This window comes from Pseudomonas protegens (genome assembly GCF_013407925.2).
GTDB classification, from domain to species: Bacteria; Pseudomonadota; Gammaproteobacteria; order Pseudomonadales; family Pseudomonadaceae; genus Aquipseudomonas; species Aquipseudomonas fluorescens_AP.
On sequence record NZ_CP060201.1, the window covers coordinates 1,222,931 to 1,246,671 of the forward strand.

General features: G+C 62.5%; 26 protein-coding genes and 1 pseudogene. 5 read left to right on the forward strand and 22 right to left on the reverse strand.

All coding sequences use genetic code 11. The annotated features are described in order from the left end of the window. Window positions 1–81: 81 nt before the first annotated feature. From GGI48_RS05670 to GGI48_RS05680, 3 genes are all read right to left on the reverse strand, one after another. Window positions 82–1,011, reverse strand: a complete 930-nt coding sequence (locus GGI48_RS05670) for an electron transfer flavoprotein subunit alpha/FixB family protein (RefSeq protein WP_179597415.1) — start codon at window positions 1,009–1,011, stop codon at window positions 82–84. A gap of 2 nt (window positions 1,012–1,013) precedes the next feature. Further along, a complete protein-coding gene (locus tag GGI48_RS05675; RefSeq protein WP_015634720.1) occupies window positions 1,014–1,763 on the reverse strand; it encodes an electron transfer flavoprotein subunit beta/FixA family protein in 750 nt (249 codons plus the stop codon). 259 nt (window positions 1,764–2,022) lie between these two features. Next, a complete protein-coding gene (locus GGI48_RS05680; protein ID WP_016964459.1) occupies window positions 2,023–2,214 on the reverse strand; it encodes a hypothetical protein in 192 nt (63 codons plus the stop codon). Between the two features lie 99 nt (window positions 2,215–2,313). Here GGI48_RS05680 and GGI48_RS05685 point away from each other — a divergent pair, with 99 nt between their 5' ends. After that, window positions 2,314–3,978, forward strand: a complete 1,665-nt coding sequence (locus GGI48_RS05685) for an electron transfer flavoprotein-ubiquinone oxidoreductase (RefSeq protein WP_179597417.1) — start codon at window positions 2,314–2,316, stop codon at window positions 3,976–3,978. 144 nt (window positions 3,979–4,122) lie between these two features. Here the strand turns inward: GGI48_RS05685 and GGI48_RS05690 are convergent, their stop codons facing one another. Beyond that, window positions 4,123–5,019, reverse strand: a complete 897-nt coding sequence (locus tag GGI48_RS05690; protein WP_016964461.1) for an AraC family transcriptional regulator — start codon at window positions 5,017–5,019, stop codon at window positions 4,123–4,125. Window positions 5,020–5,199: 180 nt separating this feature from the next. Here GGI48_RS05690 and GGI48_RS05695 point away from each other — a divergent pair, with 180 nt between their 5' ends. Further along, on the forward strand, window positions 5,200–6,252 hold the full coding sequence (locus tag GGI48_RS05695; protein ID WP_179597418.1) for an NAD(P)-dependent alcohol dehydrogenase: 1,053 nt from the start codon (window positions 5,200–5,202) through the stop codon (window positions 6,250–6,252). 108 nt (window positions 6,253–6,360) lie between these two features. Here GGI48_RS05695 and GGI48_RS05700 read toward each other — a convergent pair whose 3' ends face one another. Continuing rightward, the gene (locus GGI48_RS05700; protein WP_016964463.1) at window positions 6,361–6,840 is read right to left on the reverse strand and encodes a GNAT family N-acetyltransferase; all 480 of its coding nucleotides are present in this window, start codon (window positions 6,838–6,840) and stop codon (window positions 6,361–6,363) included. A 128-nt stretch (window positions 6,841–6,968) separates the two neighbouring features. Here GGI48_RS05700 and GGI48_RS05705 point away from each other — a divergent pair, with 128 nt between their 5' ends. The 3 genes and pseudogenes from GGI48_RS05705 (at window position 6,969) to GGI48_RS05715 (ending at window position 8,482) form a co-directional block, all read left to right on the forward strand. Then, on the forward strand, window positions 6,969–7,610 hold the full coding sequence (locus tag GGI48_RS05705; protein ID WP_179597421.1) for an HD domain-containing protein: 642 nt from the start codon (window positions 6,969–6,971) through the stop codon (window positions 7,608–7,610). A gap of 114 nt (window positions 7,611–7,724) precedes the next feature. Beyond that, window positions 7,725–7,922 (forward strand): annotated as a pseudogene (locus GGI48_RS05710) (MFS transporter); the annotation flags it as partial. Window positions 7,923–8,158: 236 nt separating this feature from the next. Continuing rightward, window positions 8,159–8,482, forward strand: coding sequence for a hypothetical protein (locus GGI48_RS05715; RefSeq protein WP_016964464.1), 324 nt, complete (start codon window positions 8,159–8,161; stop codon window positions 8,480–8,482). A gap of 75 nt (window positions 8,483–8,557) precedes the next feature. On the opposite strand, the gene GGI48_RS05720 is transcribed toward GGI48_RS05715, so the two are convergent. The 17 genes from GGI48_RS05720 to fabG form a co-directional block, all read right to left on the reverse strand. Continuing rightward, entirely contained in the window at window positions 8,558–9,487 is a 930-nt protein-coding gene (locus GGI48_RS05720; RefSeq protein WP_179597423.1) for a PfkB family carbohydrate kinase, read from the reverse strand. Then, on the reverse strand, window positions 9,480–10,946 hold the full coding sequence (locus tag GGI48_RS05725) for a purine-cytosine permease family protein (RefSeq protein WP_016968283.1): 1,467 nt from the start codon (window positions 10,944–10,946) through the stop codon (window positions 9,480–9,482). The genes GGI48_RS05720 and GGI48_RS05725 overlap by 8 nt, the downstream gene beginning before the upstream one ends. Before the next feature lie 154 nt (window positions 10,947–11,100). Further along, on the reverse strand, window positions 11,101–12,099 hold the full coding sequence (locus tag GGI48_RS05730; protein WP_103741215.1) for an ADP-ribosylglycohydrolase family protein: 999 nt from the start codon (window positions 12,097–12,099) through the stop codon (window positions 11,101–11,103). Then, the gene (locus GGI48_RS05735) at window positions 12,096–12,809 is read right to left on the reverse strand and encodes a GntR family transcriptional regulator (RefSeq protein ID WP_047302846.1); all 714 of its coding nucleotides are present in this window, start codon (window positions 12,807–12,809) and stop codon (window positions 12,096–12,098) included. Before GGI48_RS05735 ends, GGI48_RS05730 begins: the two co-directional genes overlap by 4 nt. Before the next feature lie 68 nt (window positions 12,810–12,877). Continuing rightward, window positions 12,878–13,441, reverse strand: a complete 564-nt coding sequence (locus GGI48_RS05740) for a DUF1285 domain-containing protein (RefSeq protein ID WP_016968280.1) — start codon at window positions 13,439–13,441, stop codon at window positions 12,878–12,880. 18 nt (window positions 13,442–13,459) lie between these two features. Further along, a complete protein-coding gene (locus tag GGI48_RS05745) occupies window positions 13,460–14,062 on the reverse strand; it encodes a DUF4823 domain-containing protein (protein WP_179597425.1) in 603 nt (200 codons plus the stop codon). Window positions 14,063–14,162: 100 nt separating this feature from the next. Further along, a complete protein-coding gene (locus GGI48_RS05750) occupies window positions 14,163–15,131 on the reverse strand; it encodes a GTP 3',8-cyclase MoaA (RefSeq protein ID WP_047302844.1) in 969 nt (322 codons plus the stop codon). A 139-nt stretch (window positions 15,132–15,270) separates the two neighbouring features. Continuing rightward, a complete protein-coding gene (locus tag GGI48_RS05755) occupies window positions 15,271–15,909 on the reverse strand; it encodes a TetR/AcrR family transcriptional regulator (protein ID WP_011060125.1) in 639 nt (212 codons plus the stop codon). A 340-nt stretch (window positions 15,910–16,249) separates the two neighbouring features. After that, window positions 16,250–16,477 carry a hypothetical protein gene (locus GGI48_RS05760; protein ID WP_179597427.1) on the reverse strand — a complete coding sequence of 76 codons (228 nt, stop codon included), beginning with the start codon at window positions 16,475–16,477 and terminating at the stop codon, window positions 16,250–16,252. 229 nt (window positions 16,478–16,706) lie between these two features. Continuing rightward, entirely contained in the window at window positions 16,707–17,498 is a 792-nt protein-coding gene (locus GGI48_RS05765; protein WP_179597429.1) for a TatD family hydrolase, read from the reverse strand. Between the two features lie 84 nt (window positions 17,499–17,582). After that, window positions 17,583–18,569 (reverse strand): DNA polymerase III subunit delta', encoded by a 987-nt coding sequence (locus tag GGI48_RS05770; protein ID WP_016968276.1) that lies wholly within the window; start codon window positions 18,567–18,569, stop codon window positions 17,583–17,585. Continuing rightward, window positions 18,562–19,194 carry a dTMP kinase gene (gene tmk / locus GGI48_RS05775; protein WP_016968275.1) on the reverse strand — a complete coding sequence of 211 codons (633 nt, stop codon included), beginning with the start codon at window positions 19,192–19,194 and terminating at the stop codon, window positions 18,562–18,564. The genes GGI48_RS05770 and tmk overlap by 8 nt, the downstream gene beginning before the upstream one ends. Before the next feature lie 19 nt (window positions 19,195–19,213). Next, a complete protein-coding gene (mltG, locus tag GGI48_RS05780) occupies window positions 19,214–20,380 on the reverse strand; it encodes an endolytic transglycosylase MltG (protein ID WP_179597431.1) in 1,167 nt (388 codons plus the stop codon). A 3-nt stretch (window positions 20,381–20,383) separates the two neighbouring features. Beyond that, entirely contained in the window at window positions 20,384–21,199 is an 816-nt protein-coding gene (gene pabC, locus GGI48_RS05785) for an aminodeoxychorismate lyase (protein WP_179597433.1), read from the reverse strand. Next, window positions 21,199–22,443, reverse strand: a complete 1,245-nt coding sequence (gene fabF / locus GGI48_RS05790; RefSeq protein ID WP_016968272.1) for a beta-ketoacyl-ACP synthase II — start codon at window positions 22,441–22,443, stop codon at window positions 21,199–21,201. The genes pabC and fabF overlap by 1 nt, the downstream gene beginning before the upstream one ends. A gap of 110 nt (window positions 22,444–22,553) precedes the next feature. After that, window positions 22,554–22,790, reverse strand: coding sequence for an acyl carrier protein (gene acpP / locus GGI48_RS05795; RefSeq protein ID WP_003175607.1), 237 nt, complete (start codon window positions 22,788–22,790; stop codon window positions 22,554–22,556). 196 nt (window positions 22,791–22,986) lie between these two features. Beyond that, a complete protein-coding gene (fabG, locus tag GGI48_RS05800) occupies window positions 22,987–23,727 on the reverse strand; it encodes a 3-oxoacyl-ACP reductase FabG (protein WP_011060118.1) in 741 nt (246 codons plus the stop codon). Between the last annotated feature and the right edge of the window lie 14 nt (window positions 23,728–23,741).

Sequence of the window (23,741 nt, forward strand, 5' to 3'; positions counted from 1 at the left end):
GCGATACCCTCCCCCGACAAAAAAACACCCATAAAAAAACCCGGCCAAAAGGCCGGGCTCTTTATAAGTGAAGACGCCGGATTAGACCAGCTTCTCCAACTCAGGAACGGCTTCGAACAAGTCCGCCACCAGGCCGTAATCGGCCACCTGGAAGATCGGCGCTTCTTCGTCCTTGTTGATCGCAACGATCACTTTGGAGTCTTTCATGCCGGCCAGGTGCTGGATCGCACCGGAGATACCGACCGCGATGTACAGCTGCGGCGCAACGATCTTGCCGGTCTGGCCGACCTGCATGTCGTTCGGCACGAAGCCTGCGTCCACCGCGGCGCGGGAAGCGCCGACAGCGGCCCCCAGCTTGTCGGCCAGGGCGTACAGGTGCTTGAAGTTGTCGCCGTTCTGCATGCCGCGGCCGCCGGAAACGACGATCTTGGCAGCGGTCAGTTCAGGACGATCGGACTTGGCCAGCTCTTCGCCAACGAAGCTCGACTTGCCGGCATCGTGAGCGGCACCCACGATTTCGACTGCAGCCGAACCACCTTCAGCGGCAACGGCGTCGAAGCCGGTGGCACGCACGGTGATGACTTTTACGGCAGCCGAGGACTGCACGGTGGCGATGGCGTTACCGGCATAGATCGGACGCTTGAAGGTATCGGCGCTTTCTACCGAGATGATTTCGGAGATCTGGTCAACGTCCAACTGAGCGGCCACCCGCGGCAGGATGTTTTTGCCGTTGGAAGTGGCGGCAGCCAGGATGTGGCTGTAGCCAGCGCCCAGTTCGACCACCAGCGGCGCAACGTTTTCCGGCAGTTGGTGAGCGTAGGCGGCGTTGTCGGCCACCAGCACTTTGGCCACGCCAGCGACTTTGGCGGCGGCTTCAGCCACGGCGCCAACGCCCTGACCGGCGACCAGTACGTGAATGTCACCACCAATTTTGGCGGCGGCGGCAACGGTGTTCAGGGTGGCCGGAGCCAGCGCCTTGTTATCGTGTTCGGCGATTACCAAGATAGTCATGATCAGATTACCTTCGCTTCGTTTTTCAGTTTCTCGACCAGTTCAGCCACCGACTTGACCTTGATACCCGCGCTGCGTGCAGCCGGCGCTTCGACTTTCAGGGTCTTGTTGGTGGAGGCGGTGGAAACGCCCAAAGCATCAGGAGTCAGCGTTTCAAGCGGCTTCTTCTTGGCTTTCATGATGTTTGGCAAAGACGCATAGCGCGGCTCGTTCAAACGCAGGTCGGTGGTGACGATGGCTGGCAGGTTCAGCGCAACGGTCTGCAGGCCGCCGTCGATCTCGCGAGTGACATTGACCTTGTCGCCGGACACTTCGACCTTGGAGGCGAAGGTGCCTTGAGCGTAACCGCTCAGGGCCGCCAGCATCTGGCCGGTCTGGTTGTTGTCGCTATCGATGGCCTGTTTGCCGAGGATCACCAGTTGTGGCTGTTCCTTGTCGACCACAGCCTTGAGCAGCTTGGCCACGGCCAGGGAGTTCAACTCTTCAGCGGACTCGACGAGGATTGCGCGATCGGCACCCAGTGCCAGGGCGGTACGCAGTTGCTCTTGAGCAGTAGCAGGACCGATGGAGACGACGACGATTTCAGTCGCTACACCTTTCTCTTTCAGGCGTACGGCTTCTTCCACTGCGATTTCGCAGAAAGGGTTCATCGACATCTTGACGTTGGCGAGGTCGACGCCGGAGTTGTCCGCTTTGACGCGAACCTTGACGTTATAGTCGACCACTCGTTTGACAGCTACAAGAACCTTCATGGATTCCTCGTTACTCTCCGGTGAAAAGAAAGTCGCCTAGGCGAGAACCTGGCGGTTGATGCTCATCGGCACAAGGGCACCTCCAAAAACGCTGGCGTACATAAAGGATGACCTTGCTCACGGGAGTGATGACCGTTGGTCAGTGGTGACCGGCGAGTCATTCATTATCGCGGCGTGTAAACTGCGCACTTTCAAGCTGCGCGGCGCATCACCTTTACTGCCTTTGCCCTGTCTTTAGAGGTGCTCTTGAAACCAACAGTCAGCCTACGGCGAGCGCAAAACCGACCGTATCTTGACCGGAACGCCTTTTCTGGTCAATACGGCAAAATAGCCGTTTATAAGCCGCGCTTCTTTGATTTATCTGGGCTGCAGCAATTTCAAACAAACGTTTGTATTGGACGCTGAGAGTGGTGTAGATATAATGCGCCGCCCAGAGAGAAAGGTCGGCCATCCACCCCTCCTCCCCCCATTTGCGATGGGAGAAAGCGCGGATGCAACGCCAAACCTCCAATTAGAAAAAACCGTTGAGCCTTGAGTAGGAGATAGCCTAGTGGAACGCGAATACATGGAATTCGACGTGGTCATCGTCGGTGCCGGCCCCGCAGGCTTGTCCGCCGCTTGCCGCCTTAAGCAGAAGGCCGCTGAAGCCGGCAAGGAAATCAGCGTCTGCGTGGTCGAGAAAGGCTCCGAAGTCGGTGCTCACATCCTTTCCGGCGCCGTGTTCGAACCACGGGCCCTGAATGAACTGTTCCCGGACTGGAAGGAACTGGGCGCTCCGCTCAACACTCCGGTGACCCGCGACGACATCTATGTCCTGCGCAGCGGCGAAACCGCCACCAAGGTTCCAGACTTCTTTGTGCCCAAGACCATGCACAACGAAGGCAACTACATCATCTCCCTGGGCAACCTGTGCCGCTGGCTGGCCCAGCAGGCCGAGAACCTGGGCGTGGAAATCTACCCCGGCTTCGCCGCCCAGGAAGCCCTGATCGACGAAAACGGCGTGGTGCGCGGGATTCTTACCGGCGACATGGGCGTCGACCGTGAAGGTCATCCAAAAGACGGCATGTACACCCCCGGCATGGAACTGCGCGGCAAATACACCCTGTTCGCCGAAGGCTGCCGCGGCCATATCGGCAAGCAGCTGATCAAGCGCTTCAACCTGGACAGCGATGCCGACGCCCAGCACTACGGCATCGGCCTCAAGGAAATCTGGGAAATCGATCCGGCCAAGCACCAACCGGGCCTGGTGGTGCACACCGCCGGCTGGCCGCTGGACATCATGAGCAACGAGAACACCGGCGGCTCCTTCCTCTATCACCTGGAGAACAAACAGGTGGTAGTAGGCCTGATCGTCGACCTGTCCTACGCCAACACTTACCTGTCGCCGTTCGACGAGTTCCAGCGCCTCAAGCATCACCCGGTGCTCAAGCAGTACCTGGAAGGCGGCAAGCGCATCAGCTATGGCGCACGCGCACTGGCCAAGGGTGGCATCAATTCGCTGCCGAAGATGGTGTTCAAGGGCGGCGCGCTGATCGGCTGCGACCTGGGCACCATGAACGTGGCCAAGATCAAGGGCAGCCACACCGCCATGAAGTCCGGCATGCTCGCCGCCGACGCCGTGGCCGACTCGCTGTTCGCCGGTTCCGAAGGGGCTGACGAGCTCAAGGGCTACGTCGAATCGTTCAAATCCAGCTGGCTGTATGAAGAGCTGTTCGCCAGCCGCAACTTCGGTCCGGCCATGCACAAGTTCGGCCCGATCATCGGCGCCGGCTTCAACTGGATGGACCAGAACCTCTTTGGCGGCAAGCTGCCCTTCACCCTGCACGACACCAAGCCGGACTACGCCTGCCTGAAGCTGGCCAAGGACTGCGCGAAGATCGACTACCCGAAACCCGACGGCAAACTCAGCTTCGACAAACTGAGCTCGGTGTTCATCTCCGGTACCAACCATGAAGAAGAACAGCCGTGCCACCTCAAGCTCGCCGACCCGAGCGTCCCGCTGAGCCGCAACCTGCCGCTGTACGACGAACCGGCCCAGCGCTACTGCCCGGCCGGCGTGTATGAAGTGATCACCCAGGAAGATGGCGAGAAGCGCTTCCAGATCAACTCGCAGAACTGCGTGCACTGCAAGACCTGCGACATCAAGGACCCGGCCCAGAACATCACCTGGGTCACCCCGGAAGGCGCCGGCGGCCCGACTTACCCGAACATGTAAGTCGCCGCGGTAGCAGCGAGGCCCCCTATATGGGGGCCTTTTTCATGCCCGGAATTTGCTGCGTAGGAGCCGACTTGCCGGCGAACAGTCCCTCCACCGACCCAAAGGCGTCCTCGCTGGCAAGCCAGCGCCCACAGCCGGTTTCTACAGGGCAACAGCACGCTCATCACCGGGATTACGCTCGAAGTAGCGCTTGTACTCGCGACTGAACTGCGAGGTGCTCTGATACCCCACCCGATGCGCCACCTGGGCCACACCCAGTCCTTCGCCCAACAGCAACTGCTGGGCCTTGAGCAGGCGCAGGCGCTTGAGGTACTGCACCGGCGACAGCAGGGTGCTGCGCTTGAAATGCTCGTGGAAGGTCGAGGGGCTCATGTTGGCGCAGCGAGCCAGCGTCTCGACGTTCAAGGGCTCGGTGTAATGCTCATGCAGATGATTGAGCGACGCCGCGACCCGGGCGAAATGCCCTTGCTGCTCCACCAGCGCCCGCAGCGCGTCGGCCTGGGGCCCGCGCAAGGCAGCGAACAGCAGTTCGCGCACCCTGGAAGCGCCCATGATCTTGCACTCCAGAGGATCGTGCAGACAGCGCAGCAGCCGCTCCACGCAATCGCGCATGGTGTCATCGAGCACCGCCGAGGTCATGGACTCCAGGGTCTGCGCCGAAGCGGCCCGGCCTTCGGTGATACCCATGGCCAATACCAACTCGCTGAGGACCGCCCGGTCGATGGCGATGGAAATGCCCAGCAGCGGCGCATCAGGCAAGGCGAAGGTTTCACACTCGAAGGGCACTGACAGGGCCTGGATCAGATAATGCCCGGCGCCGTACTCCAGGGTCCGCGTGCCCAGGTAGGCCAGTTTGCTGCCCTGGACAATGATCATCAGGCTCGGCTCATAAATCTGCGGGCCACGCGCCACATCGCAACTGGCCCGCAGCACCTGGACTCCGGGCAAGGCGGTGGCCGCGAAACCGTCTCGGCTGGCAAGGGGCTGGATCAGCGAAACCAGGGTGGCGTTGGCGTCCAGATGACGGGTCAGCAGCATGGGAAAAACTTCACGGAAAAAGGGACGAAAACATCATCGCAGGTCTGTCCGCCAATGCCCCGTGAAAACCGCCAATGCCGGAGGAATAGGCATGACATGTCGAGGAATCGCCATGGTTGCTGCGGCGCTCGACGCCGAGAATGCCCCGCCTCAATCGTCAGCGTTTTCGCGAGGTCCATCATGTACACCGCCATCGGTTATGCCGCCCAGTCGCCCACCACCACCCTCGCCCCCATGAGTTTCCAGCGCCGCAGCCCGCGCCCGGACGACGTCGCCATCGAGATCCTCTATTGCGGTGTCTGCCACTCCGACATCCACCAGGCCCGCAACGAATGGGGCATCGCCGTGTACCCGCTGATGCCGGGCCACGAGATCGTCGGCAAGGTCACGGCCGTTGGAGCCAACGTCAGCAAGCACAAGGTCGGCGACCTGGTGGGCGTCGGCTGCATGGTCGACTCCTGCCGCCACTGCGAAGCCTGCGCAGCGGACCTGGAACAGTACTGCCTGGAAGGTCCGACCATGACCTACGCCACCCCGGACCGGGTCGACGGCAGCAACACCATGGGCGGCTACTCCGACAGCATCGTGGTCAGCGAGCACTTTGTCGTGCGCATCCCCGAGAAGCTCGACCTGGCCAGCGCCGCACCGATTCTCTGCGCCGGAATCACCACCTACTCGCCGCTCAAGCACTACGGGGTCAAGCCCGGTGACAAGGTAGGGATTCTCGGCATGGGCGGCCTGGGCCACATGGGCATCAAGTTCGCCAAGGCCCTGGGCGCCGAAGTGACCCTGTTCACCCGCTCGGCGAGCAAGGCCGAAGAAGCGCGGCGCCAGGGCGCCGATCACGTGATCGTGTCCACCGACGCGGCGCAGATGCAGGCGGTGGCCGGGCATTTCGATTTCCTGCTGGACACCATTCCGGTGCCCCACGATCTGAACCCCTACCTCGACACCCTGCGCTTTGATGGCGTGCACATTCTGGTGGGCCTGATCGAGCCGGTGGACCCGGCGCTGCACGCCGCCAAGCTGGTGATGAGCCGCAGGGTGTTGGCCGGCTCGCTGATCGGCGGCATCGCCGAAACCCAGGAAGTGCTGGATTTCTGCGCCGAGCACGGCATCACCTGCGATATCGAAATGCTCGACATCCGCCAGATCAATGAAGCTTACGAGCGCATGATCAAGGGCGATGTGAAATACCGCTTCGTGATCGACATGGCGAGTTTGAAGGGCTGAATCTCGGCACCACGCCAGTACGGCTTGTCGTCGGCGGCGCTCGATGGCGCGCGCCTTCGCCGGCAAGCCGGCGCCTGCTAGGGCGCCTGCTAGAGAGACCCGCCGACGTCAGCCGCGGGCGAAGGCGCGCAGCACTTCACCGTCCATGCGGTACTTGACCCACTCCTCCTGAGGCTGGGCGCCCAGGGACTTGTAGAACTGGATCGCTGGTTCGTTCCACTCCAGCACGCTCCATTCGAAGCGTCCGCAATCGTTGTCACAGGCAATCTGCGCCAGATGCCGCAGCAGTTGCTTGCCCGCACCGCCACCCCGTTGTTCCGGGGTGATGTAAAGGTCTTCCAGGTACAGGCAGTTGCTGCCCAACCACGTCGAGTAACTGAAGAAAAACACCGCGAAGCCGATCGGCTGTCCGTCCCGCAGGCAAATCAGACCGTGGGCCGTGGCGCCCTCGCTGAACAGGCTGCGCTCGATGTCGGCGACACTGGCAATCACCTCATGACGCGCTCGCTCGTAGTCGGCGAGTTCAGTAATGAAGGCAAGAATCTGCGGGGCATCGCTAGGCAGCGCGGGACGGATTTCGACGGACATCGACGGTTCTCATGGCGGAATCAGGCGGCCATATTAGAACGACAGTCGAAAGACTTGCACGGGCATTTATAGGAATCGGCCAATCACCGATCATGCGCGACGCCGAACTGGATAACCTGGACCGCCGAATGCACTTTGCTCCCCTGCACGCCCTGGCAGAAACCTTGCTGCCCCACGCTCTCGAACCGACACAAGACGGCTCCCATGACCTGTCCCACCTGCAACGGGCCTGGCACAACGTGCGACGCATAGTCGACGAAGAAGGCGGCGATCTCAGAGTGCTGCTGGCCGCTACCCTGCTCCACGATTGTGTGAGCGTGGAAAAAAACTCGCCCTTGCGCCCCCAGGCCTCACGCCTGTCGGCGGACAAGGCCCGGGGGATTCTCGCCGCGCTGAGCTGGAACGACGCCGAGATCGAAGCAGTGGCTCACGCCATCGCCGCCCACAGTTTTTCCGCCGCCCTGGCCCCGGCCACCCTGGAAGCCAGGATCCTGCAGGACGCCGACCGTCTCGATGCCCTCGGTGCCCTGGGCGTGGCGCGGACTTTCTACGTCTCCGGCCGCCTGGGCCGGGCCCTCTACGACCCCGCCGACCCCACGGCCCAGCAGCGCGAGCTCGATGATGCGCGCTTCACCCTGGATCACTTCCAGACCAAGCTGCTGCATTTGGCCGAAGGTTTTCAGACCTCCTGCGGCGCCCGTCTGGCGCAGATCCGCCATGCGCGCCTGCAACGCTTCAGGCAGGAATTGCTGGAGGAAATCGGCGAGTGAGCCGGAAGGCTGACTCCGCTGGCGGCTAACCCTGAACCACCAGGAACACAACCAACCGGCGGCGTCGCCATGTTAGAAAGCCCGGCATCAGTTCCAGCATGACGAGGTGTTTTCATGCCCACCCAGGCCAAGCCGCAATCCGAGGTGTCGGGCCCCTTGTTCGGGCTGTTGTGCCTGGGCAGTTATCTGTTGTCGCTGTCCTACGGCGCGACCTTTCTCCTGTCCCTGCTGATCAGCGGCCGCGGCGGCGATGAGCACGACGCCGGCCGCGTGATTGCAGCGGCAATGCTCAGCACCTTTGTCGCGGTGATCGGCTTTCCCTGGCTGGCAGGATCATCGTCGAGGCCGGTATCCAGGCGCTGCTGCTCAGCGTGCTGGCCATTGCCGTGCTGAACTGGCTAATCAGCCTCGCGCGCCTGGGGTGGTGCCGTTTGCAAACACCCCAGGTGGCCCAAGGGGACTGACGCCGTTCGTCGGTGCTCAGGCACCAACCGCCCAGCAGCACAGACCAATATCAGGTAACGACTCAGACGAATGGAGGCGACACCATGATCAAGCTTCAACTGGCTGTACTGACCCTGGCCGGACTGCTGTCCACCGGCGCACTGGCCGGCGCCACCGGGCCGGACGATCCCGCACATGGACCGACCTCCCCCGCGCCCAAGATCACCCCCAAGATCAACATCAACCCGGCGCCCATGGATGAGGGTTCGCTGCCACCGGCCACCGGCACCGACCCGCGTACCCAGGGCAACGACAATGGTCGCCAAGGTGGCGCTGGCACGTTGCAGGCCACCCCGGACAACGGCAAGACCGGCACCGGCTCGAAAACCACCAGCGGTGGCTCCGGCTCTGAAGGCAGCAGCCAGTAAGGCTGGGCTGGGGGTTGGTTCTACCTCGCCACGATTGAGGCATTGCGCAAGCCGAGCCCGGCTTGCGCCAGGCACTCAGCGGGGCTCCTGGGCCTGCAGCAAGGCATCCACTTCAGCGCTGCCAGGTGCCGTGGCCGGACCACGGCGGGTCACTGCAATGGCTGCTGCGGCATTGGCTCGGCGGGCGGCCGCCAATGGCTCAAGCCCCGCCGCCAGCCCGGCGACAAAGACCCCGGCATGGGCGTCGCCGGCACCATTGCTGTCCAGCGCCTGGACCTTGAATCCGTCCACCTGCGCCAGCTGCCCCTGGCGTCCGATCCAACAGCCCCGGGCGCCGTCGCGCAGCACCAGCAGGGCCGTCGGTGACAGCCATTCGCCAAGGCGCTGCAAGGCCGTCTCGATGCTCGAACTGGCGGTAAAGGCCAAGGCTTCGGCGCGGTTACTGCTCCAGATATCGATCCGCGGCAACAAGGCCAGCATCAGGGGGGCGTCGGGCGAGTCCACCAGCGGGCCCGGGTCGAACATCAAGGGCACCGAGCGCGGCAATGCCAGCAGCCAGTCGACCAGCGCCTGAGCCTTGCTCGCCTGCAGCAGGCTGTAGCCGCTGACATACAGATAGTCATCCGCCTGGACCCTGACCTCTGCCAGATCCTCGGCCGACAGTTCACCCTCGGCGCCGATATGGGAGATGAAGGTACGCTCGGCCGAGGCATCGGTCAGGGCCACACAGACACCGGTATCGGCACCCGGACTGGGCGGCAGACTCAGGCCAATGCCCTCTGCCTGCATCGCCGCTCGGGCCAGATCGCCAAAGCGCCCCTGGCCGTGGCGCCCCAGGTAGAGCACGGGCAAGCCATTGCGCGCCGCCGCGGCCATGACATTGAAGCCGCCGCCGGCCTCGAAGCTCGCCGACTGGGCCAGGACATCACCACCGGCCGCCGGCAGCCGGTCCACGGCCATCACCAGATCGACGATCACCTGGCCGCTGTGCAGCAACCTAGGCATTGGCATTCTCGACAAAGGCCCCACGCCGATCGCGGGCACCGCCCAGCAAAGCGTACCCACCGCCAGCCACCAGGAAGGTGACGACCCAGCCCAGGCCGTTATGCCCCAACCAGGAATCGGCCAGCGGCCCGGTGAACCAGACGTCTTCAGCGGTGGTGCCGATGCTGGTGAAACAGAACCCCAGAATGATCGCCAGCACCCAGGCGCCGAACGCCCGCCACTCGATCCCGCCCTGGTACCAGTAGGCGCTGCCGGGCCCGACATTCAACAAATCATCGGCGCTGTAGTAATGACGATGGATCAGGTCCACCACGAAGATCCCCACCCAGGCAGTGATCGGCACCGCCAGCAGGGAAATGAAGCTGATAAAGGGTCCGTAGAAACTGTCGGCGATCAGCATGAAATAGATCGAACCGAGGAAGATCGCGACGATATCCACCAGCACCGCGTAGACCCGCTTGACCTTGAGGCCCAGGGTCAGCGCGGTAAGACCGGCGGAATACACCGACAGGTTGTTCGACAGCAGCAGGCCGCCAAAAGCGGCGATCAGGTAAGGCACGGCCATCCAGGTCGGCAGCATGTCGCGGATCGCGATGATCGGGTCCACGGCCGAGGCCAGGTGATCGTTGCCCACCGACAGCAGGCCGCCCAGGGTGATCAGCAGCACCAGTGGGATACCGGCGCCAAACGCCGCCGAGGCCACCAGGCGTCCGGCCGTCACCGAACGATGCTGGTAGCGCGACATGTCGGCCCCGGAGCTGGCCCAGCCGATCCCGGTGCCGGCCGCCATGGTGCCGACCCCGATGATCATGGCGCTCATGGGGGCCGGCGCGGCATTGAACACCGCCGTCCAGTCGATGGTGGCGCAGAGGAAACCGCCCACCAGTACGTTCAGCGCGCCAAAACCGTAAGTGGCCCACTTCTGGATCACCAGCAAGGTGGCGTGGCCCAGGCCGGAGACGCTCAAGGTCATTAGCACGAAGATCCCGATGAACAGCAGGGTCAGCAGTGGCGCGTCCTTGGCCGAAGCCGGGGTCTGGAACAGGATAGAACTCAGCGACAGCAGGACAAAGGCTGCCGTGGTGGTGTTCACCGTTTCCCAGCCGACCCGCGAAAGCATCGACACCAGGGTCGGACCGATGTTGCCACGCACACCGAAGATCGCCCGGGACAAGGTCAGACTCGGGGCCCGACCGCGCCGGCCGGCCACCGAGATCAAGCCGACCACGGCGAACGAGCCTACTGAACCGAGGATCGCCACCAGCAGCACCTGCCAGATCGACAAGCCACGAAATGCCACCAGGGTCGCCCCGAGGGGCAGGCCGAGGATGCTGATATTGGCCGCGAACCAGACCCAGAACAGCTGCAACGGATGACCGTTGCACTCCGCCTCGGGAACCGGCTCGATGCCGCGGGTTTCCAGTTGCCCGGCGCCTGAGCCGACCGTCGATGAACTCATGAATGAAACTCCTGTTGCCGTTATTGGGGTGTTTGGCAATTTCGGAAGTCACAGAACATTTCGGCATTCCTGGCCGTGTTCCAGCTTTCCCTAGCAATCGGCAGTACGGCCGAAAGGTGTAGCGAGCCTGGGGCTCGGCACTGGGCGCGACGACTTAACGCAGCGCCAGCAACGCTTCTACCAGCGGCTGCAGGTCCAGTTCATTGACCTGTTGCACCTGGTGGATCAACTCCGCGGGCCAGGCCTGCAAGCCCAGGCAGGCGCCCAGCATGGCCCCGAGCATCGCCGCGATGGTGTCGGTGTCGCCGCCCAGCCCGGCGGCCATGCACAGCGCCTCGAAGGCCTCAAGGTGCCCCAGGGCAACTTGCCGGGCCAGGGCGAAACTGACCACCACCGACTCTTGGGAGGCCACCGAGGTGCCGATCAATTCATACAGCATCCGGGCAAAAGCCGGCTTGTCGCCTGCAACCCCCAAGGTGCCGGCCCACTCCAGGCGCGCTGCGATGGTCGCGCCGGCCACCCAATGGCCATGGGCCTGTGCCTGGCGGGCAATCTGCGCGCCAAGGGGCAAGGCGTCGATCAGCGAGGCGCCATTGATACCGGCGGACACCACCGCCGCTACCGCTGCCGCGCTGGCGATTCCCAGGCTGGTGTTGTGCGTGACCTGGCAGGCTTCGACCACCGCCTGGACAAAGCCTTGAGCGCTGGCGACATCGGTGGCGATGCCCACCGGCGTGATGCGCATCGCGGCGCCATTGGTGGTGCCATAGCGCCCGGCCTCCTCCACCGACTCACCGGCGAGGATCATTTCAATGGCGCGCTTGGTGGAGGGACCGAGCAGATCCTGGGAGCCCTTGGCCTGCATCGCCGCCTCCCACTGGATCAGGCTCCGGGCCAGGGCCGCCGGATCGATCCGGCCTTGGCCCTGAACCAGCAGGCGCCCCACCAGGATCGCCTGTTCGGTGTCGTCGGTGATTGAACCGGCGGGCATGTTGGCAGCTATCGGCTGCTCGGGCCCCGCGTCCTCCAGCGTGCGGATCACGCCGAAACGCTGGTGAATCTGTTCCTGACTCAAGGACTGGGTGGGCATGCCCAGGGCATCGCCCAGGGCCAGACCGTAGAAGGCGCCCAGTGCCCGCTGGAGCGGACTCACCGCGACTCTCCGAATTGCAGGTGCATGCGGAAATGCTGCGGATCCAGCAGGCTCTCGACCTGCTCCATGAAACGCCCCTGGCGATCATAGGTGGTGCGCAGGGCCTTGAGGAACACGTCTCCCGGCGCCCGTCCGAGCAGCTCGGCGTCTTCGGCGTTCAAGGGCTCGGCGCCGATCCATTGATCGCCGCGCTCGCCGATGTAGCCGTAGGCGGCCAGGGTAATGGTCAGGGAATCATCGATCAGGCCGACCCGGGGCAGGCCTTCCAGCTCGCCGGAGGCCGGGATCAGGGAACGCTCGAGGGACAGCACCCGACCGTCGGTGCTGCGCCGGCGGCGATCCAGGGCAATGAACTGATCGGTGCCCAGGCGGTGCTTGAGCTCCGGGCGGCGCACGGCCTCCAGGCGCAGCACCTCGGTGTTGACCAGGGCGCCACTCTCGGCCAGGGCCTGGGCCCAGCCGTGATGCTGGTCCAGGGCGACGCCGTCGAAGGTGACGATGGAACCCACACCGCTCTGCGTGGCGATGTAGTTGCGGCGCTTGAGCTCGGCCAGGGCTTCACGCAGGGTGCCACGACTGACACCGAACTCCCCGGCCAATTGATGCTCTCCCGGCAGTTGAAAGCCGTCTTCCAGCAGACCGCTTTCAATGCGCCGGATCAGCTCGTCGACCACTCTTGTTTTCTTATCGAATCGAACATGTTTAGGCATGTCCGGCTTGATACATGAAACGCGGGATCAAGATCAAGAAATATCTCGAAATCGAAATTGAAATGTCTTTATGGCTCCAGACCGATGGGGAAGAACACCCCATCACTCCACACGCCCAGCCAGCGCTGGCCATCGAGAACGCGAGTCTGGGCCAGCTCCACCAACTGGTAGAACACATTGCGATGGATCAGCGCCTCAAGGTTGTTTCGAACCAGGACATAAGGCGCCGGCTCCTGGGTCAACGGGTCGATCACCACCCGCAGCGGATGCTCGACGTTGGCAACCACCTGTTCGTCGACATTGCTGGTAAAGCGCAGCAGCTGCGCCTCACCCTGCCCTTCGACCTCCAGGGTCACGGCGACGAAGGGAGCGTCGTCGACCTTGATGCCCACCTTCTCCACCGGAGTGACGAGAAAGTAGTCGTCGCCATCGCGGCGGATGATGGTGGAGAACAGCTTGACCATCGGCTTGCGACCGATGGGGGTCCCCAGGTAGTACCAAGTGCCGTCGCGGGCGATACGCATGTCGATATCGCCACAGAAATCGGGGTTCCACAGGTGGACCGGCGGCAGGCCCTTCTCGGCCTTGGGAATCTGCGCCAACAGGTCGTTGGCCTTGCCTGGACCACTCATACCGCTCTCCTCGTTCAATCAGTCGCTCAGGCCCAGCAAACCGCGAGCATATTGCTGCAACGGCGGGCCCAGCAGATCCTGGGGCTTGTTGCCGTGGAACGTCAGTAATCCGCCACGACTGCGAATGCGGGTCGTATCGATCAGGTACTGGGTACTGGTTTCGATCAGCATGATCTGGATGGTGCTGGTATCGACGCCCAGACGGTCCACCGCCTCCTGGTCCAGCCACTCATCGGAGTTGCCGATGCGGTCGTCGGCCTTGGCGAAACGAGCGTAGAGCAGATAGTGGGCGCCCACTTCACGGGCTTCGGCCATGGCCTCGTTCAAGCCTTCGGGGGCTTTGGCCCGGCGCACCATGGGGAAATACTCGACAAAGCCGTTGAAGGCCTCTTCGGCCACTACGTTGGGTCGAGGATAAGCACCGCCTGGCGGTACAAAGTGTCCCTGGGCGATGAAAATGAACGAATCCGGCTGGATGCGGAATGAACTGGTCCGGCGGGTATCGCTGTGATCGAGCATCCCCGCGTCGCTCAGGTGATAGCGCACCCCTTCACCCATATCGCTGACATTCATGCAGCCGCCGAGTGCCAAAAAGGCCAGCAGCAAAACCAGGCTACGCATCCTACCCTCCAAAAACCGGTGACGGAAAACCGGCGAATGGCCACGAGATGCAGCTTCCGCGCCAGCTACGCCAATGGAGGACATTCCAGCGCCAGCCGAACTAGCCGCCGATGATTTTCATCACCGTGGCGCCACCGGAAAAGGCCAGGTCCTGCTTGTCGCCCAGGGCCTTGACCAGCAGGCGCTGGAGCGCCGGCAAGGCTTGGTGGCGCGGCTTGTCCAGCAGGTCGCCAACATAGTGGCGATTGCTTGACGACAGGCAGCCGTGCAACCAACCGGTGGAGGACAGACGCAGACGCGAGCAGGTGCGGCAGAACGGCACGCTTTCGTTGGCAATCACCCCGAAATGACCCAGCCCGGGAATCTCGTAACGCACGGCGGTCGCATCCAGCGGCGCATCGGCCTGAAGGTATTCGTAGCGCTCGCCGATCATCGCAAGCAACTGTTGCAGACTGACAAACTGCTGCAGGAAGGCATTGCCGTCGCTGGCCAGGTGCCCCATGCGCATCAGTTCGATGAAGCGCAGCTCGTAGCCCCGTTCCAGGCAGTAATCAAGCAGCGGCATGACCTGATCCAGGTTCTGCCCGCGCAACGGCACCATGTTGACCTTGATCTTCAGCCCGGCCGCGCGCGCTTGCTGCATGCCATCGAGCACGCTGGCCAGATCGCCACCCCGGGCGATGCTGCGAAAGGCCGCGGCATCCAGGGTATCGAGAGAAACATTGATCCGGCGGATCCCCGCCTCCACCAGCAAGGGCAGCTTGCGCGCCAGCAACTGGCCGTTGGTGGTCAGGCTGATGTCTTCCAGCCCCATGCGCCCGACCGCCCCCATGAAGGCTTCCAGCTTGGGACTGACCAGAGGCTCTCCGCCGGTGATGCGCAGCCGTTCGATGCCGGCCGCTTCAATCAGATACGCCACGCCCCGGGCCATCGCCTCGGCCGACAACTCGTCCTGGGCAGCCACCAGCCGCTTGCCGTTGGGCACGCAGTAGGTACAGGCGTAGTTGCAGGCGGACGTCAGACTGATCCGCAAATTGCGAAAGCGCCTGCCTTGACGATCAACGATCATGGATGACTCCGGCGTAGGAAGGGAGAACCGGCCAAAACCTGACTCAAAAATCAGGTTCTGGCAAGTCCCATGCCTGAGTATATTCCTCGGACACCGCGCCATACAGGTGGTCGATGGCGCAATACAGCAGCTGAATGCTTCAGCTGTTCGAGGTGTCGGGGTCGCGCTTGCGCTTGTTGCCCATGCGCACGCCGATATCCATCAGGAACTGGAAGAAGCCCTCCTGATCCTCCAGCACATTGCTCCAGAAAGGCGAGTGGTACAGCGCCACCGCGCCATGCACCAGTGCCCAGGAGGCGCAGTAGTGGAAGTAAGGCGGGACGTCTTCGAGCTTGCCTTCGCTGATACGGCCCTTGATCAACAAGGTCAGGCGCTCGAAGTTGGAGGCGCGGATCTTGTGCAGTTCCTCGACCATTTCCGGCACCTGATTGCCCTTGACCACCTTCTCTTCCAGGCGGTCGAACAGCCGGTAGCGCTGCGGGTCGCGCATGCGAAATTCGAAGTAGGCCCGGGACAGGGCTTCCTTGTCCTTGTCGACATCGGCCGAGTGCAGCAGCTCGTTCAGGTCACGCTCATAGTCGAGCATCAGGCGCAGGTAGATCTCCGCCTTGGACTTGAAATGCTTGTAGATGGTCCCTTTGCCGATACCCACGGCATCCGCAATCATCTCGACGGTGACACTGTCTTCACCTTGTTCGAGGAACAGCTTGAGCGCGGTATCGAGAATTTCTTGCTCGCGGCGACGAAACTCACGGACCTTACGAGGTTCTTTCTGCATAAGAAAAGGTCTGTTCGGGGTCAAAATCGAAGCCGCGTATTATGCCTAACTTGCGCCAAAATGCACGGATCATCCTTCGTTGCAGCTGTTTCTGGCGCAAAAGCCCGCCTGACGCACGCCGCTGAATGGGTCGCCGAAACCTGCGAAATCCCGTGAATACGGGCTCGGCGCACGGTTCACATAGCAAACGCCCAGCGCCCGCGAGCCTCGGATCAGACCGCAAAGTCCGGGTCTTTTCCATAACCGGCTCCCGACACTCATCCGCGCCCCCTACTCGACGAAAATACATTCATGAGTCGCAATGACGTCATTGCGCTTCAGCATCGTTGCTTTATAGAGATTAGAAAAAGCCCTGCAAAGCAGCGAAAAGACATCGAGAACGGGCGAACATTCTGAAAGTGCCGATGCCATTGATCAGGATCAGGCTGACTGGCGGACTAAACTGCAACGGCTTGTGTGCAAAACGCGCGACAACAATCGCCGTTTTACGCTGAATTTCGCTAAAAACAGCGAAAACGCGGGAAATTCCAGCAAGAAAAGCGCCGAACCTCGAAAAATGAGAACTCAAGCGAAGCGCCTGTATTCCAAATTTGTTTAAAAACCAGGCAGGGGCAACTGGACTGAATCCAATAGTGATCAATACTTCAACTGTCGGCGCGACATCTCCCCCAAGTGAAACGCCGATTTAGGTACCGATGGACCGCGTGCCTTAGTTTTACTCCTAATGGTCTTAACCCGGATTCACCCCCCAGAACCCGGGTTTTTTTTGCCTGAAATTCAAGCTTTCCAGTAACCGATCAGGCCCCGCTCTTGACCCGAGCCTGGGGAAACAGGCGCTTGAAGTTGGCCGTGGTCTGTTCGGCAAAGGCCTCGTAGGCCTCGCCACGCAGCATCGCCAGGAACTCCGCCACTTCGCGCACGTACTGCGGCAGGTTGGGCTTGCCGCGATAAGGGATGGGCGCCAGGTACGGCGAGTCGGTTTCCACCAGCAGCCGATCGGCAGGCACCTGGCGAGCCACATCGCGCAGGGCGTCGGCATTGCGGAAGGTGACGATGCCCGACAGAGAGATATAGAACCCCAGGTCCAGCGCCGCCTTGGCCATGTCCCAGTCCTCGGTGAAGCAATGCAGCACGCCGGCATTGGGCAATGCCGCTTCCCGCAGCAGCGCCAGGGTGTCGGCGCGAGCACCGCGGGTGTGCACCACCACCGGCTTGCCGGTCTGTTGCGCGGCCTGCAAATGCAGACGGAAAGACGCCTGCTGCAGCTCGGCCGCTTCCGGCTCGTAGTGATAGTCCAGGCCGGTTTCGCCAATGGCCACCACCCGCGGGTGGCTCAGCTCCTGCAACAGCCAGTCCAGGGCCGGGGCAGCGCCGGGCTGCAGGTCCAGCGGGTGCACCCCCACCGAGCAATCGACATCCTCGTAACGCTCGGCCAGGGCCTTGACGTCCGCGGCGTTGTCGGCGCTGACGCCAATGCACAGGAAGTGCCCGACACCGCGCTGGCGGGCCGCGGCCAGTGCCGCATCCAGGGAGCCGTCATGGGCGGCAAGGTCGAGACGATCAAGGTGGCAATGGGAATCTACGAGCATGGGAGCCTACAACTACATCCGATCAATGAAAGGGCCGGGCGTTGTCGTCCGGCCGGATACCGGCCTGATTCAGGGACAGGCCGCTCAGTGCCGGGTCGGCAACGCCGCCCATTGCACCAACAGCGCCTCCAACAGCAACACTCGGTTGAGGTTGGCCTTGCTCAGGACCTTTTGTCGCTGGGCCAGGATCCAGTCCTGGATCGCCAACACCTTGTCCTGGCCGGACTTCTGCGCCAGGTACTGCAACACCTTGCGCATGTCCTGCAAACCCAGGCCGTCCTCGTCCTGGGTCAACTGGTAACGCAAGACCAGGTTCGACCAGTCACAGAACCAGTCGAACAACAGCAACAGAGGGATGGCATTCCAGGCCTCGGCCAGCTGGGTCGGCGACTGTTGCTGCTTGAGCAACTTCTTCACCCCGTCCACCACCAGCGCCCGCTGCTCGCGAACCCCCTGGGCCTGCAAGCCGACGGCGGCCAGCGGCGATCCGGCGGCCAGCGTCAGCAGCTCCAGGCGCTCTTCATCGGAACACTCGGGCAGCGCCCCGGCCAACCATTGCTGGCTCATCGCCGCGCTGGGCAAGGGACAGGCCTGCTGGACACAGCGACTCTTGATGGTCGGCAGCAAACGGCTCGGCTGATGACTCACCAACAGCAGCACGGTATCCCCGGAAGGCTCCTCAAGGCTTTTCAGCAAGGCGTTGGACGCATTGATGTTCATCGACTCCACCGGCTCGATCAGCACCACCTTGCGCCCCCCCAACTGTGCGGTCTGCACCACGAAGCTGACCAACTCACGCACCTGGTCGACCTTGATCGCCTTGTCCGCCTCTTCGGGCTCCAGCACGTAGTTGTCCGGATGACTACCGGCCTGGAGCAGCAGGCAGGACTTGCACTGGCCACAGGCATCCAGCCCGTTCGGACGCTGGCACAGCAGACGCGCCATCAGGCGTTCTGCCAGGGCTCGCTTGCCGATGCCCGCCGGGCCGTGCAGCAGATAGGCGTGGGCATGTTGCGTGCGCCCGGCCAACTGCTGCCAGAGGCCGTCCTGCCAGGGAAAGACTTCAGCCACGGGCGCGCTCCAGCAGTTGCGGCAACAAGGCATCCAGGGACTGCTGGACCCGGGCCAGGGGCTGCGCCGCATCCACCAGGCAATAACGCTGGGGCGCAGCGGCGGCGCGGGTCAGGTACGCCTGGCGCACCTTCTGGAAAAACGCCTGGCCTTCCTGTTCGAAGCGATCCAGCCGACCGCGAGCACTGGCCCGAGCCAGACCGACATCCACCGGCAAGTCGAACACCAGGGTCAGATCCGGACGCAATTCACCCTGCACGAAACGCTCCAAGGCCTCGATGCGCTCAAGGCTCAGGCCACGACCGGCGCCCTGATAGGCATAGGTCGAATCGGTGAAACGGTCACACAGGACCACCGCGCCGCGGGCCAGTGCCGGGCGAATCACCGTGGCCAGATGCTGGGCGCGGGCCGCGAACACCAGCAGCAGCTCGGTGTCGGCATTCATGACTTCCTCGCCCGGGGTCAGCAGCACTTCGCGAATCCGCTCGGCCAAGGGCGTGCCGCCGGGCTCGCGGGTCAACACCACCTCGATGCCCGCGGCGCGCAGGCGCTCGGCGAGGTACTCGCGGTTGGTGCTTTTACCGGCCCCTTCCGGGCCTTCCAGGGTAATAAACAAGCCAGTCACAGGCAGTCCTTAATCAAAGTCATTGCGGGCTTTTCGGCGCGGGCGCAGGTTCCGCCGCAGCGGGAACCTCGACGGGCGCGGGCGACGCGCTGTCCGAACCCGGAGTAACGGCTGGTGCCGGGCTCTGGGCCTCGGGTGTGGCCGGCGTGGCCTGCGGCGCCGGACTGGAACGGTAGTCGGCGCGACGCTTGAGCTGGAACTCGCGCACGGCACTGTTATGGGCATCCAGGTCATCGGAGAACACATGGCTGCCGTCGCCCCGGGCAACAAAATACAGGCTCTTGCCCGGCACCGGATTGAGCGCGGCGTGAATCGCCTCGCGCCCGACCATGGCAATCGGCGTCGGCGGCAGCCCGGCAATCACGTAAGTGTTGTAGGGCGTGGCTTCCTTGAGGTGAGCCCGGGTCAGTTTGCCGGTGTAGCGCTCGCCCAGGCCATAGATCACCGTCGGGTCGGTCTGCAGCAGCATGCCGATCTGCATGCGCCGCACAAAGACTCCGGCGATCTGTCCACGCTCCTGGGGCACGCCGGTTTCCTTTTCCACCAGCGACGCCATGATCAGCGCCTGATAAGGATCGCTGTAAGGCGCGTCATCAGCCCGCTTGCTCCACTCTTTGGCCAGCACATCATCCAGACGGTCGTAGGCTTTTTCCAGAAGCTCGACGTCGGTCATGCCCTTTACAAAACGATAGGTATCGGGGAAGAAACGCCCTTCGGGAAACACCCCGCCGTGACCGAGTTTTTCCATCACCTGACTGTCGCTGAGGCCTGTCAGGGTCTGCTGCAGCTTGTCGCTCTTGGCCAAGGCATTGCGCACCTGGCGGAAGTTCCAGCCTTCCACCAGGGTCAGGCTGTACTGCACCACCTCGCCGCGCTGCCAGAGACCGATCAGGCCTTCGGCCGTCATGCCCGGCGTCATGCGGTACTCGCCACTGTGCAGCGGCTGGCCCTGCAGATTGAAACGCCAGTACAGACGCAACCAGAAGCCATCCCGGATCACGCCATCGGCTTGCAGACGATTGAAAGTGCCGGTGGGCGTGGCACCGGCGGGAACATCAAGCAACTGCTCCTGGGAGAGGTTCAGCGGTTGTTCCAGGGCCGAGTGCAGTTTCCAGGCACTCGCGCCCAGCAGCAGACCTGCCAGGACCAGTCCGGTTTCCAGCAGGAGCAGTAATTTACGTCTCACGAATCAAGCATCCAGTAGTGCGCGGGTAATGCCCTGCAGTTTACGGGTGAGCGGTCCCGCCGACCAGCGCATCCCGGCACAGGCACGCACCGGCCAGATGCCATAGACGCTGTTGCAGACGAAGACTTCATCCGCCCGCTGCAGCTGATCGAGACTGATGTCCGTGACGTCCACGGAAATCCCCAGCGACGCGGCCTGAAACAGAATTTCCGCGCGCATCACCCCGGCCACCCCGCAACGGCTCAGGTCGGCTGTCAGCAAGCGCCCCTGGCTGACCAGGAACAGATTGCTGAATACCGCTTCGATCACCCGCCCAGCCCGATCGAGCATCAAGCCTTCGGCATGCTCGGAATCAAGCCATTCGGCGCGAGCCAGCACTTGTTCGAGACGGTTGAGATGCTTGAGGCCAGCCAGCAACGGCTGCTCGGATAAACGCGTGGCGCAGGGAAACAGCACGACCCCCTGCTCGGCATTGGCCGGGGGATAGGCCGGCAAGGCAGCGCCCTGGAGAATGCGGCGCGCCGTGGCTGCCGGGTCTGCCGCATAGCCCCGCAGACTGTCGCCACGGGTCAGCATCAGCTTGAGCACGCCCTCACCCAGGGCCGCCGCATAGGCCAGCACTTCGTTGCGAATCAGCACCTGATCCGCATTCAGCGCCAGACGTCGGCAGCCTTCGGCCAGGCGCTGCAAGTGCCGCTCCAACAGTTGCGGCTGACCGGATCTGACGGCGATGGTCTCGAACAGACCATCGCCATAAGCCAGGCCGCGGTCCTTGAGCGACAGTGCGTCAGCCGGCCGACCGTCGACCCAGCAGTGCATCACTCGGAGAACCGGCGGAACACCAGGGAGCCGTTGGTGCCACCAAAGCCGAAGGAGTTGGAGAGCACCACATCGATGTCCATGCTGCGCGCGGTGTGCGGCACGAAGTCGAGGTCGCAGCCCTCATCCGGCTCATCCAGGTTGATGGTCGGCGGCGCCGCCTGGCTGTTGATGGCCAGCACGCTGAAGATCGCCTCGATCGCCCCGGCGGCACCTAGCAGGTGACCGGTCATGGATTTGGTGGAACTGACCGCCAGCTTGTAGGCGTGATCGCCAAACACCGTCTTGATCGCTTCGGCTTCTGCCAGGTCACCGGCAGGGGTCGACGTGCCATGGGCGTTGATGTACTGCACCTGATCGACATTGAGCTTGGCGTCGCGCAGGGCATTGGCGATGCAGCGAGCGGCACCGGCGCCATCGGCGGGCGGCGAAGTCATGTGATAGGCATCGCCACTCATGCCGAAACCAATCAGCTCGGCGTAGATGGTGGCGCCACGGGCCTTGGCGTGTTCCAGCTCTTCCAGCACCAGGGCGCCGGCGCCGTCGGACAACACGAAGCCATCACGCCCCTTGTCCCAGGGACGGCTGGCGCGGGTCGGCTCGTCGTTACGGGTCGACAGCGCACGGGACGCGCCGAAGCCGCCCATGCCCAGGCCGCAGGCGGCCATCTCGGCACCGCCGGCAATCATCACGTCGGCTTCACCGTAGGCAATGTTGCGCGCGGCCATGCCGATGCAGTGGGTGCCGGTGGTGCACGCCGTGGAAATGGCGTAGTTCGGCCCCTGGGCACCCAGGTGGATGGACAGGAAACCGGAAATCATATTGATGATCGAGCCCGGCACGAAGAACGGAGAGATCCGTCGCGGGCCGGAATCGTGCAGGGTGCGGCTGGTTTCTTCGATATTGGTCAAACCGCCAATACCCGAGCCCATGGCCACGCCAATGCGCTCACGGTTGGCATCGGTGACTTCCAGGCCGGCGTTGCGCACCGCCTGAAATCCGGCCGCCAGACCGTACTGAATGAACAGGTCGAGTTTGCGGGCCTCTTTGGCCGACAGGTACTCCTCGACATTGAAGCCCTTTACCGAGCCGCCAAAACGGGTGGAATAGGCAGAAAGGTCGGTGTGTTCGATCAGACCAATGCCACTTTGGCCAGCCAGAATGCCCTGCCAGCTACTCGGCACATCCGTACCCAGTGGCGACAACATACCCATACCGGTGACTACGACGCGTCTACGCGACACAGCACTCTCCTTTTTCTAATGACGACACTTTGTATCAGGCCTAAAGAAAAAACCGCACGCCGTAACGGCAGTGCGGTTTTTCCATGACAGCAAAAGACGACTACAAACGATTAAGCCTGGTGGCTGGTAACGTAGTCGATAGCTGCTTGAACGGTAGTGATCTTTTCAGCTTCTTCGTCAGGGATTTCGGTCTCGAATTCCTCTTCCAGAGCCATCACCAGCTCAACGGTGTCAAGGGAGTCGGCACCCAGGTCTTCAACGAAGGAAGCGGTGTTCACAACTTCTTCTTCTTTAACGCCCAGTTGCTCAGCAACGATTTTCTTGACGCGCTCTTCGATGGTGCTCATACCTTGTTTTCACTCCTAATGGACAAATTCAGGCAGCTGGCCAGTGGGTAAGTGTATAGAAAGGCTTTTCAGCTTTTCAACTGAAAGCTTCGTCCCTCAAACCCTTCGGCCATCTGCCTATAAATTGATTGCAGCTTTATAACGGATTTTAGACAGCTCGTATGACATTTTTTTGAAGCAATCCGTCACATTTGACTCACATATACATCCCGCCATTGACCGGGATTGTAGCCCCAGTAACGTATGCCGCACCGTCGGATGCCAGAAAAGCGACCACTTGCGCGATCTCTTGAGCCTGGCCCAGACGACCCAGCGGAATTTGCGTCAGCAGGGCTTCACGCTGTGCTTCCGGCAGCTCGCGGGTCATATCGGTGTCGATAAAACCTGGAGCAACCGAGTTCACAGTGATCGACCGCGAACCCACTTCACGCGCCAGGGCACGGCTGAAACCTTCCAGACCGGCTTTGGCGGCGGCGTAGTTTACTTGGCCTGCGTTGCCCATGGCACCCACAACCGAGCCAATACTGATAATTCGGCCCCAACGCGCCTTGGTCATGCCGCGCAGAACGCCCTTGGACAGGCGATACAGGCTGTTCAAGTTGGTATCGACCACGTCGTACCACTCGTCATCTTTCATGCGCATCATCAGATTGTCGCGGGTGATGCCGGCGTTGTTCACCAGAATCGCCGGCGCACCGAACTGCTCGGTGATGCTGGCCAGCACTGCAGCCACGGATTCGTCGCTGGTGACATTGAGCTCAAGGCCAGTGCCCTGAATGCCGTTTTCCTTGAGGGTAGCGGCGATGCGCTCGGCGCCGGAGGCGGAAGTGGCGGTACCCACCACTGTGGCGCCCATACGACCCAGCTCAAGCGCGATGGCCTGGCCGATACCACGGCTGGCGCCGGTCACCAGTGCAACTTTACCTTGCAGACTCATGCAAGCTTCTCCTA